This is a genomic window from Candidatus Magnetominusculus dajiuhuensis, from assembly GCF_046044395.1.
GTDB lineage: Bacteria > Nitrospirota > Thermodesulfovibrionia > Thermodesulfovibrionales > Magnetobacteriaceae > Magnetominusculus > Magnetominusculus dajiuhuensis.
Genome location: NZ_JBJUSG010000128.1, coordinates 1 through 9,998, shown reverse-complemented (window position 1 = coordinate 9,998; position 9,998 = coordinate 1). Strand labels below are relative to the sequence as shown.

Below are 9,998 nucleotides of genomic sequence, written 5' to 3'. Positions count from 1 at the left end.
TTACTTTACCATATTACTCATAAATTTAACAATAATTATTTTACAACCCCTTAGTCCCGCGCTAACCAATACTCAATGCCATCTTCCTGATATACCGACTCTTCAAATGTTTTATTGAGTTTCACAATGAGTTCTTTTTGCATATCATCCCCCTCTTAATAATTCAATGTCCATTTTACAATAAACAACTCCTTTGATTCTACCTGCATGTTTTATTGTGATTGAACATTAACCGCAGACATCACACATGGGGTCGTGCATTATCCTGAGTTTTTTGAACTCCATGTCAAAGAGATTAAACATCAGCATTTGGCCAAGCAGGGGCCTGCCAAAGCCGGTCAGTATTTTTATTGCCTCAATTGCCATCAAACAGCCCAGCGCCCCTGATACCGCCCCAAGCACGGGAAACCCCAGCTCCTGCCAACCGGGGTCATCCTCTGGAAACACGCAATTCAGGCAAGGCGTCTTGCCCGGTATCACGTTAAACAAATACCCCTCCATCGCATTCATTGCGGCCTCTACCATCGGCACTCCGTGCGCTACCGACGCCTTGTTTAATTGCCTTCGCTCATAGAAATTCGGCCTTGCCGACAGCGCTATGTCAACAGTTGGGATGAGCTGCCCGGCAAGCTCCTCTGATATACGCTCGTCATAAACTTCCACTTCAACGAGCGGATTAAGTTCTTCTATGAATTTCTTTGCCTGTGTAACCCTCGCATTTCCAACCCAGTTGTCTTTCATAAGTATCTGCCTGTTCAGGTTTGACAGCGTCAGCTTGCCGTAGTGGACGATGACAAGTTTGCCGATGCCGGCGGCGGCGAGATATAGGGCGGCGTTTCCACCCAAGCCGCCTATGCCGGCAATCATCGCCGATTTGGACTTTAGCGTGTTTTGCTGCTCCTGCCCAAATCCTTCAAGGGTCATTTGTCTTTTGTAGCGCTCTTTCTCATGCTCAGACAAATTCATACTATGACACAACCGCGTCATAATCCACCCCCAAGCCTGCCATTAACATCTCCAGCTCTGCGTCCGTATCCTGCCCAATAAGGCCACACGCGTCTGACCGGCACTGCACACAGTGGCTCATCTGCGTCAGATACAATGAACACGCCGCCCTTATCTCAAAAATCTCCCAATGCCCCGGCCGCCGTAGCCACGAAAACTCACCCTGCGGTATCACAGGCATGATGTTCATTATCTCCGCCCCCTCAGATGCCACCCTATGCGCTATCAACGGGATTTCCTTATCGTTTATCCCGGGCATAAAAACCGTGTTGACCTTCACCACATAGCCACTCTCAACGGCAGCCTTTAACCCCTCATACTGTTTTTGCAATAGAAGGGTTGCCCCCTCAACCCCCCGCAGTATCTCTCCTTCGTAATTTACCCACGAGTAAATCCGCTCCGCCGTCTCCGCCGTAATCGCGTTGATAGTTATGGTTATACTGCTTATCCCAGCCTCTTGTATTGAGTCAATCCTGTCTGCCAGGAGGAGGCCGTTTGTTGAGATACACAGGATAAGCTCCGGGAATCTGGCACTGATTTCCTTACAGACCGAAAGCGTGGCCTCGTTAAAAATAGAATCCCCGGGGCCGGCTATCCCTATAACGCTGAGGTTGGTTGCTCTGTCAACAAGGGTCTCCACACGCCCTACCGCCTCTTCCCTGCTCAACAGACGGCTTGTTATGGCCGGCCTTGATTCGTTGGCGCAGTCGAACTTCTTTACGCAGTACCGGCACTGCACGTTACACAAAGGGGCTACGGGCAGGTGCAGACGCCCGAACCTGCCGTGCGCCCCCTCTGAAAAACACGGGTGGTTATCTAACAGTATTCTCTTGCTTAGCATAATGCCCCCCTAAAGGGCTATGTGGGTGTGGCACTTCCTCGTACAGGCCCTCGCGCACGCCTCACAGCCTATGCAGTCGTCAGGATTTGACAGCGACATGACCTTGTTGCCAAGGTCGTCGCCATACTCGTCATCTCCTTCAAACGGTTTATCTATCAGTTCTAACACCCCCCTGCCGCAGACCTTGTAACACCTGCCGCACCCCAGACACTTGTTGATGTCTATGGACTGCAAAAACCTCGGTATCCACACCGCCCCGCCTCTTGTCAAGCCAATTGTCTCACCCATAATCATATACCTCGCTCTATAATATGGCCTCTTCGCCTCTTTCTCCGGTTCTGACCCTGACAGAGAGTTCTACCGGCGAAACAAATACCTTGCCGTCTCCGGGGGATCCCGTCTGATTTGCGGTTATAACCGCCCTGACGGCGCTTTCCACCATACCATCAGGGATAACTACAGTCAGCATCTTCTTTGGTACATATAATACGGGCTTTGACAGCTTATGCTCAAGGGCATATACCGACGGCGTGGGCACCAGCCTTACTCCGGCCGATAGCCCATCTCTCATCTCGTCGCCAAAGTCTATATTCTTATTTATAACCCCCTTCTGCTTGCCCCTTCCATCCACGCTTTGAATGCTCATAGACGGGTATCCCAGCTCCTCAAGCGCCTTTTTAGTGATGGCAACCATGTGTCGGCGGATTATTATCGTCAGCTCTTTCATAGCGAGGTCTCCCCCGTTCTTATCGTGTATGATTTCTCCACCGGCGTTACAAATATCTTACCGTCTCCTATAAATCCTGTCTTTCCTTTTTCCTCTATAAGCCTGATAACGGTATCAACATCGGCGTCCTCCACGACAATAAGGAGCAAGGTCTTTGGCAGCTCGTCATATGTTACCGGGCCAATATGAAGGCCCTTTTGTTTGCCACGTCCAAACACCGGCATCTTTGTCAGTGACGGGAAGCCCGCGCCCTCCAGCGACAAGACTATTTCCTGCTCTTTTTCAGGTCTTATAAATGCCCTTATCATCTTCATATTAGTTTACCTCCGTTTGTTGTGAACCGCCCATCAGCGCTTTTTTCAGCCACGGCGCGGGCGAGTTGTTTATCGTCTCCTGAAGCCTCTGAATCAGTTCCGTTATTACAGAGCCGTCGTTTACCTTCATCGGCATGACCGATTTCTTTACAAGGCGCGCCGCGGCAGGGCCGCCTATCTGTGTGAAGTAGATTATCTTACAATCACACAGCAGTTGCACCTTTACCTCAACCTTATCAATGTGCAGTTGGCCGTCATAGCGGCTGTCTTGTATCTCCGCGGTGTCCTCTTCAGAGAAAAGCCTGCTTTCGACAAACTCACATCCGTCGTATTTAATCTCATACACGGCAAACTTGCCAGCCCTGCCAAAGTGCTCATCAACGGTCAACCCGCCCGTCGTTGCGAATGCTATTTTCATCTGTGCCCCTCCATTAGGATAGTTCCTATTTCGTTGACTAAATCCGCCGCCCCTCTGTAACCCACGCGCACCTTTGACGTATATCCCAGTTGCTTGTGCACGGGGAAGCCCATCTGCAAAATGGGCATGTTCAACGCCTTTGCTATTGCCTTGCCATGAGAGTTCGTTATCAATATATCAAAATCGCCTGTAATTAGATACATGTCCCCTACGACAGTCTGCTCCGCTATTACACGGCCTGACCTTTCTGATTTGCCGCCGCAAATGGCAAGTTTAAGCGGCGCGCCCATTTCATAGAGCAACCTTGACAACTGTATAAGATGGTCTGTCTCCATAGCCGCGCATATTGCCTTGCCGCCGTAATAACAATGGGCGTCCCTCTGCGCGTCTACCAAAATCGCCCTCTGCGTTATATACTTTGTTGGGATTGGGTTGCCGCTTATCAGGCTAAGCGTGTTGACAAACCTGTCAATGTCCTCCAATGATGACAGCCCCTCAAAGACTACGTATTCGGTTGCGCATATGTCCTTAATTTTTTTTGCGGGGCTCTCCATAGACGAACCAATAACCAATGTTATCTCAGCGGCTGCGAGTTGACTGCCCTCATCTAACGCCATCCCTCCTGAGGTCAGCGGGGAAAATCCCCTGCGGCTACCATCCAAAGACGATAGGTCAGGCAGGGTTATTGCCTCCAGATTAAACGCCCTGACTATGGACTTAATCTCTATGAAATCTCCGGGTGTCAGGTGCGGCCCTATGAGCAGATTTACCAGTCCTTTCTTTGTCGTGCGCGCGGCGTTTTTAACGAGGGCCTCCACTGTTTTTTCAACCGCCAGTGCGTAGCCGTCCTCTAAAGAACTCAGGTAATCGGGCGTTGGAACGTGTATAAGGGAAACCCCCTCAAGTCTCATCTGCCCTAAGAGTCCCGCTACATCGTCCCCTTTTACCTCCGTAAGCCCTGTGGTAATGACGGCTATCAGGCGAGGCCTTTGTTTTTCGTATATATCGGTTATTGTTTCAGCTAATCGTTGTTCACTGCCAAGCACCACATCTTCTGTGAAGAGTTTGCTGCCTTGCAGGGCAATAGGCTCTTTGAAATGATTCGTTAACAGCACCTTTGTCAAAAAAGTGCAGCCCTGCGCCCCGTGAATAACCACCGCAGTGTTGTCTATCCCCTGAAATGCAAGAACAGCCCCAACGCCCATCGCGTGCTCAAGGGGGTTTATTACGACGCCTCTTGCCGCAGGCTCATTCGTTACACTAAACGGCGGCGGCGTCCTTTTACCGTAAAAGGCAATGGTGTTGGAGATTGCCCTCGCAAGATTAATAAAACCGTCGTAACCCGCGTAGGCAGTGTGTCTTTCCTGATTTACGTCTATGAAGGGAAGGCCCTCTTTTGCCGCGAGATAGAAATTCCTCCCTCCGGCCACAAGAATGTCCCCTTGTTTTTCTCTCATCAGCCTGATAAGGCTCTTTGGCGATACGTCCTCATAAAGCGGGGCATCCTGCCCTAAAAGCGCCCTCATTTTTACCTCATCCTCGTATGTGCTCTTTTTCGTTCCTACCGCGACAACCTCAATGCCCAAATCCATGAGTGCGGAGATTAATGACCAGCTCTTCACGCCTCCTGTATAGAGCACCGCCCTTTTGCCCGCGAGCAAGGGCAGCGCCTCAAGCGCCGTTGTTACCCTCTTTTCGTGATTCGAGATAACCTCCTCCACTTTCTCCATAAATTGCTGGGAGTTGTCTAATGACAATGCAATAGCCCTTAGTGCCCCTGACATGGCGGTCTTTCCATAAAACGAGACCTCCACGTAGGGGATTTTGTATCGCCGTTTCATCTCAACGGCAACATTAATCAGTGCGCGACTGCACACGACGACATTTAGGCGTGCCCAGTGGGCATAGGTTATCTCGTCAAAGGAGGCGTTGCCAGTCATCCCCGATAGAATGCGTATCCCGGCCTCCGCAAAGACCGGCTCGACAAACTCCATGTCCCCGGCTATGTTATACTCGCCTATAAGATTTATATCGTATGGGGTGACACCCGGCGGCTGCCCCGTCCCTATAACGTAATCAAGCAGCACCTCTCCGGCTATCCGGTTGCCCAGATTCTTTGGCCCGACAAAGCCGGGAGAAAGCACAGGGATTACCCTTAGGGAGAGTTCCTCTGCCGCCTTTTTGCAGACACCCTCAATGTCCTCGCCGGTCAGGCCGCTTACGCAGGTCGCATATACGAAGACAGCAGCGGGGTTAAACAAATCCCTGCAGGTCTTTATCGCGTTGAAGAGCCTGCCCTCAGAGCCAAATACGATGTCCAGCTCCTTCATGTTCGTACTAAAACCCATGCGATGGAAGTGCCCCTTTGAAGACACAGTCCCCCTGCCCTCCCATGTGTTTGACGTACATCCAACAGGGCCGTGAACGAGATGCACCGCGTCCGCTATGGGCTGAAGCACTATCATGGCACCGTCAAAGGCGCAGGACTCACCACCCCTGGATTTGCACACCTTGTGCTGTTCATCTATCTGGCAGCCGTCGGCCATAAGTTCTTCCACTGTCATGGGTTGGCTCCTATCTTATTACGTCAAAACTTTGCGTGAACATGGCCTTTCTGTCCATCTCATCCAGTAAGGTGTTCACAATCCAGTTTGTGAGGTTAATCGCCCCCTGGTAGCCTATTATCGGATACCGGTGGAGGTGGTGTCTGTCAAATAGGGGAAACCCTATGCGAAGAAGCGGGGTTTTGGTGTCTCTCCACAGGAACTTCGCATACGAGTTGCCAATAAGTAAATCCACAGGCTCGGCAAATAGCAGTGACCTCAGATGCCACATGTCCTTTCCAATGTGAACCGTGGCGTCCTGCCCAAAAGGACTTCCGCGCAGCAGCGCCTCCGCGTCTTTGGCAAAACCGGCGTCTCCATTCGTGCACAGGATATGAACTGGCCGTCCTCCCATCTCAAGGACAAAAGCCATCAGCCCCATGAGCAGGTCAGGGTCGCCAACAAGGGCAAACCTCTTGCCGTGGACGTAAGGATGGGAGTCTATCATGGCGTCAACCGCCCTTCCACGCTCAGCCTCAATCTCAGAGGAAACAGGCCTGCCGCTGACTGCCGACACCATATCCATAAACTCGTCGGTGTTTTGTATCCCTATGGGCACAGGGGCAACCTGAAAATCCCTTCCCCATACGCCCTTAATAAATTCCCCTGTCTTGACAGTCGCGTACTTCTGCAGGGCAATAGTTGAGCGCGCATTGACGGCGTCTTTAAGCGCCCGTATAGGCGTACCACCGGGGAAAAGCCGGTAGCGTCCTGTATTGGGAGAGTCCAGGGTGTCGCTTATATCAGCAAGCACTGTGGCCTTAACGCCCATTGAACTCATCAGGCGTTTTAACTCCATGTAGTTGCCGGTGTATGTATCAAACCCGGGGATTAAATTTATCGAGTCTGAGGGGGTGTCTTTCACCTGACCCTTCACACCGCTTAAAATCCCCTTCATCATATTGTCGTAGCCGGTTATGTGTGACCCGACAAAGCTTGGCGTATGGGCAAATGGGATTTCAACGCCTTCCGGTACAATACCTTTTTCAAAGGCGCTTTTAATGAAGGAATTTAAATCATCCCCTATTACCTCAGCCATACACGTAGTGGAGACCGCTATCATAGCGGGTTTATACAGGGTGTAGGCGTTTTCAAGCCCTTCAAGGATGTTGCTTATCCCGCCGAACACCGCCGAGTCCTCAGTCATGGAGGACGACACCGCGGCAACCGGCTCTTTGAAATGCCTGCTCAGGTGGCTTCTGAAGTAGCTCACGCAGCCCTGAGACCCCTGCACGAAGTTCAGCGTGTCTTCAAATCCCAGCGCGCAGAGCATCGCCCCAAGGGGCTGGCACGCCTTCGCCGGGTTAATAACCAACGCCTCTCTCCTGAAGTTTATATCCTTATATTCGGCGCCCTCTGTCCATTGGGCAGTTGATTGGACGACCTCTTCAGGACAGGGATTTTCAAATTCCCGCTTCCCCTGAAACTGCTCCACATATGCCGTATCTTTAAATAGCTCGTTATGGTCTTTTACAATCATCTCTTCCTCCGTATAAGTTTCCACGTCGGGCTGTTTACCGCCATATCCATATCTCTGGCAAATACAGGGAAACCGTCAAAGCCATGATACGGTCCTGAGTAGTCCCACGAGTGCATTTGCCGAAATGGAACTCCCATCTTGTGATACGCGTATTTTTCCTTAATCCCTGAGCCTACCAAATCAGGTTTAAGCCTCTTTGCAAACGCCTCAAACTCGTACGGCGTTATATCGTCGTAAATAAGCGCGCCCTCTTTCATCTCAGGATATGTCCTCTTGTAGTCATCGCTGTGCCCGAACTCATACCCTGTGGCTATGACCTCCATGCCGAGGTCCTCGTAAGCCCCTATAATGTGTCTCGGCCTTAGGCCGCCTACATAGAGCATCACGGTCTTGTCATTCAGGGCAGGACGATACTCATTGATAACGGCGTCCATTGCCGGGGTATATTTTGCAATTGCCGCCTCGGTGCGTTCCTTTATGCTGTCATCAAAGAACGCCGCAATCTTTCTCATGCTCTGGTATATCTTTGTCGGCCCGAAGAGATTGTACTCAATCCACGGTATCCCGTACTGCTCCTCCATGAACCGGCAAATATAGTTCATTGAGCGGTAACAGTGTATGAGATTTAGTTTTGCCTGGGGCGCTATGGCAAACTCATTAATGGTGGCGTCGCCCGACCACTGTGCTATGACACGCAGTCCCATCTCCTCAAGGATTCTCCTTGATGCCCAGGCGTCCCCGCCAATGTTGTAATCCCCTATGAGGTTGACATCATAGTCTGTAACCTTAGGCAGGGTGGCCTTCCCTAAGACATGGTCACGAATGCTATCATTTGCGATGTGGTGGCCAAGAGACTGGCTCACGCCTCTAAACCCCTCACACCTCACCGGAATTACCGGGATTCCCAGCTCTTCAGTCATCTTCTTTGCCACAGATTCTATGTCGTCTCCTATCAGTCCAACCGGGCATTCGGATTGAATGCTTATGCCTTTGGCCAGCGGGAACATCTCTTTTATCTCTCTGCATATTTGAGCCAGCCTCTTGTCGCCCCCAAAGACTATGTCCCTTTCCTGAAAATCACTTGTTATGTGCATGGCAGAAAAATTATCCACGCCGGTTATCCCGTTGGAGTAGTTTCTGCGCGACCACCAACTGTACTGGCCGCAGCCGACCGGCCCGTGACTCAGATGGACGACATCCTTGACCGGCCCCCAGACAACCCCCTTTGACCCCGCGTAGGCACAGCCCCTTATGGTCATAATGCCGGGGCGCGATTTCACGTTTGACTTCACCGCGCAGGCCGAGCCGCACTCCCCCGTAGGGTCGTTTGGCCTGACATGTTTTTCCCTGAGTTTTCTTGTCTTTTCAGGGTAGGCCTCCATGACCTCGTCTATCATCTTCTGAGTTTGTTGAGTTAGCGTACTCATGCCGCGGCTCCTTCTCCATCCATTATTCCAAACTCCATAAGGAGCGACTCAAGCTCCTCCATTTCAAGCGGGGTAGGAATAACGAAGTTTTTATTTTCCGCAATTTTCTTAGCTAACGCCCTGTACTCATCGCATTGGGCGTGGTCGGGCGAATACTCTATGACGGTCTTTCTCCTCAGCTCGGCTCTTTGTACCTGGTTGTCGCGCGGTATGAAGTGAATCATCTGCGTGTTGAGCTTTTCAGCAAGGGCCATTATAAGCTCGGCCTCTTTGTCGGTCTTCCTTGAGTTGCAGATAAGGCCGCCAAGGCGTACGCCTCCGCTGTTTGCATACTTTAGTACGCCGCGGGCGATGTTGTTTGCCGCGTACATTGCCATCATCTCGCCGGAGGTTACTATATAAATCTCCTTTGCCTTGCCTTCCCTTATGGGCATGGCAAAACCCCCGCAAACCACATCGCCTAAGACGTCGTAAAATACGTAATCAAGGTCTGGTGTGTAAGCGCCGTTTTCCTCAAGAAAGTTAATCGCGGTGATAACTCCCCTTCCGGCACAGCCAACGCCCGGCTCCGGGCCGCCAGATTCGGCGCACTTTACGCCCAAAAATCCCTCAAGCAGTACTTCCCCAATCTCAAGCTCCTCAACAGAGCCTCTCTCCCGCGCCAGGTCCATCACAGTGGCCTGAGCCTTTCTATTTAAAATTAATCTGGTGGCGTCGGCCTTAGGGTCACAGCCCACTATCAAACATTTATGCCCTGCCTCGGCAAGTGCCGCTACCGTGTTTTGTGTCGTTGTGGACTTCCCAATGCCTCCCTTACCGTAAACAGCAATCTGTCTCATCATCGCGTTGCCTCCTTTGTGTGTGATATTAATAGTGTTAATTCAGCAATTATTGTGCCAAATTGGCAACTATTGAGAGAAGCCATCATTATCATTTAAATACAGACAGTTAGGATTGGACTGAGGGGTTTGGATTTAGCCATCAACTACAATATTGTAGCAACACCTACAAAATTGTAGCATTAAGACCGTGGCTTTGGTGTTTGAATGCCCTATACTACTACCATAAAAGGCTGGACACCAAATGAGGGGTATTAGGGATTGCGAAAGAAGGGAGTCGAACCCTCATGGTGTTACCCACTGGATCCTAAGTCCAGCGCGTCTGCCAGTTCCGCCACTTTCGC

General features: G+C 51.0%; 10 protein-coding genes and 1 tRNA gene. All 11 read right to left on the bottom strand.

All coding sequences use genetic code 11. The features are described from left to right. Nucleotides 1–228: 228 nt before the first annotated feature. On the bottom strand, nucleotides 229–966 hold the full coding sequence (locus tag AB7D94_RS14355; protein ID WP_420266627.1) for a HesA/MoeB/ThiF family protein: 738 nt from the start codon (nucleotides 964–966) through the stop codon (nucleotides 229–231). 1 nt (nucleotide 967) lies between these two features. Continuing rightward, nucleotides 968–1,846, bottom strand: coding sequence for a radical SAM protein (locus AB7D94_RS14350; RefSeq protein WP_420266626.1), 879 nt, complete (start codon nucleotides 1,844–1,846; stop codon nucleotides 968–970). A gap of 9 nt (nucleotides 1,847–1,855) precedes the next feature. After that, nucleotides 1,856–2,134, bottom strand: a complete 279-nt coding sequence (gene fdxB / locus AB7D94_RS14345) for a ferredoxin III, nif-specific (RefSeq protein WP_420266625.1) — start codon at nucleotides 2,132–2,134, stop codon at nucleotides 1,856–1,858. Nucleotides 2,135–2,150: 16 nt separating this feature from the next. After that, nucleotides 2,151–2,573: a P-II family nitrogen regulator gene (locus AB7D94_RS14340; protein ID WP_420266624.1), complete on the bottom strand. Its 423-nt coding sequence runs from the start codon at nucleotides 2,571–2,573 to the stop codon at nucleotides 2,151–2,153. Continuing rightward, a complete protein-coding gene (locus AB7D94_RS14335) occupies nucleotides 2,570–2,887 on the bottom strand; it encodes a P-II family nitrogen regulator (RefSeq protein WP_420266623.1) in 318 nt (105 codons plus the stop codon). Before AB7D94_RS14335 ends, AB7D94_RS14340 begins: the two co-directional genes overlap by 4 nt. 1 nt (nucleotide 2,888) lies before the next feature. Further along, nucleotides 2,889–3,305, bottom strand: coding sequence for a nitrogen fixation protein NifX (nifX, locus tag AB7D94_RS14330; RefSeq protein ID WP_420266622.1), 417 nt, complete (start codon nucleotides 3,303–3,305; stop codon nucleotides 2,889–2,891). After that, complete coding sequence (nifE, locus tag AB7D94_RS14325; RefSeq protein ID WP_420266621.1) at nucleotides 3,302–5,869, bottom strand: nitrogenase iron-molybdenum cofactor biosynthesis protein NifE; 2,568 nt, start codon at nucleotides 5,867–5,869, stop codon at nucleotides 3,302–3,304. The genes nifX and nifE overlap by 4 nt, the downstream gene beginning before the upstream one ends. A gap of 10 nt (nucleotides 5,870–5,879) precedes the next feature. Continuing rightward, nucleotides 5,880–7,388, bottom strand: a complete 1,509-nt coding sequence (gene nifK, locus AB7D94_RS14320) for a nitrogenase molybdenum-iron protein subunit beta (protein ID WP_420266631.1) — start codon at nucleotides 7,386–7,388, stop codon at nucleotides 5,880–5,882. After that, the gene (nifD, locus tag AB7D94_RS14315; protein ID WP_420266620.1) at nucleotides 7,385–8,815 is read right to left on the bottom strand and encodes a nitrogenase molybdenum-iron protein alpha chain; all 1,431 of its coding nucleotides are present in this window, start codon (nucleotides 8,813–8,815) and stop codon (nucleotides 7,385–7,387) included. Before nifD ends, nifK begins: the two co-directional genes overlap by 4 nt. Beyond that, on the bottom strand, nucleotides 8,812–9,654 hold the full coding sequence (nifH, locus tag AB7D94_RS14310; RefSeq protein ID WP_420266629.1) for a nitrogenase iron protein: 843 nt from the start codon (nucleotides 9,652–9,654) through the stop codon (nucleotides 8,812–8,814). Before nifH ends, nifD begins: the two co-directional genes overlap by 4 nt. 262 nt (nucleotides 9,655–9,916) lie before the next feature. Next, nucleotides 9,917–9,998: transfer RNA gene (locus AB7D94_RS14305), tRNA-Leu, on the bottom strand.

Excerpts from the sequence above, each read along its gene's own strand:
- AB7D94_RS14355 (WP_420266627.1), bottom strand. The coding sequence starts at position 966 with ATGAATTTGTCTGAGCATGAGAAAGAGCGCTACAAAAGACAAATGACC.
- AB7D94_RS14350 (WP_420266626.1), bottom strand. The coding sequence starts at position 1,846 with ATGCTAAGCAAGAGAATACTGTTAGATAACCACCCGTGTTTTTCAGAG.
- fdxB (WP_420266625.1), bottom strand. The coding sequence starts at position 2,134 with ATGGGTGAGACAATTGGCTTGACAAGAGGCGGGGCGGTGTGGATACCG.
- AB7D94_RS14340 (WP_420266624.1), bottom strand. The coding sequence starts at position 2,573 with ATGAAAGAGCTGACGATAATAATCCGCCGACACATGGTTGCCATCACT.
- AB7D94_RS14335 (WP_420266623.1), bottom strand. The coding sequence starts at position 2,887 with ATGAAGATGATAAGGGCATTTATAAGACCTGAAAAAGAGCAGGAAATA.
- nifX (WP_420266622.1), bottom strand. The coding sequence starts at position 3,305 with ATGAAAATAGCATTCGCAACGACGGGCGGGTTGACCGTTGATGAGCAC.
- nifE (WP_420266621.1), bottom strand. The coding sequence starts at position 5,869 with ATGACAGTGGAAGAACTTATGGCCGACGGCTGCCAGATAGATGAACAG.
- nifK (WP_420266631.1), bottom strand. The coding sequence starts at position 7,388 with ATGATTGTAAAAGACCATAACGAGCTATTTAAAGATACGGCATATGTG.
- nifD (WP_420266620.1), bottom strand. The coding sequence starts at position 8,815 with ATGAGTACGCTAACTCAACAAACTCAGAAGATGATAGACGAGGTCATG.
- nifH (WP_420266629.1), bottom strand. The coding sequence starts at position 9,654 with ATGAGACAGATTGCTGTTTACGGTAAGGGAGGCATTGGGAAGTCCACA.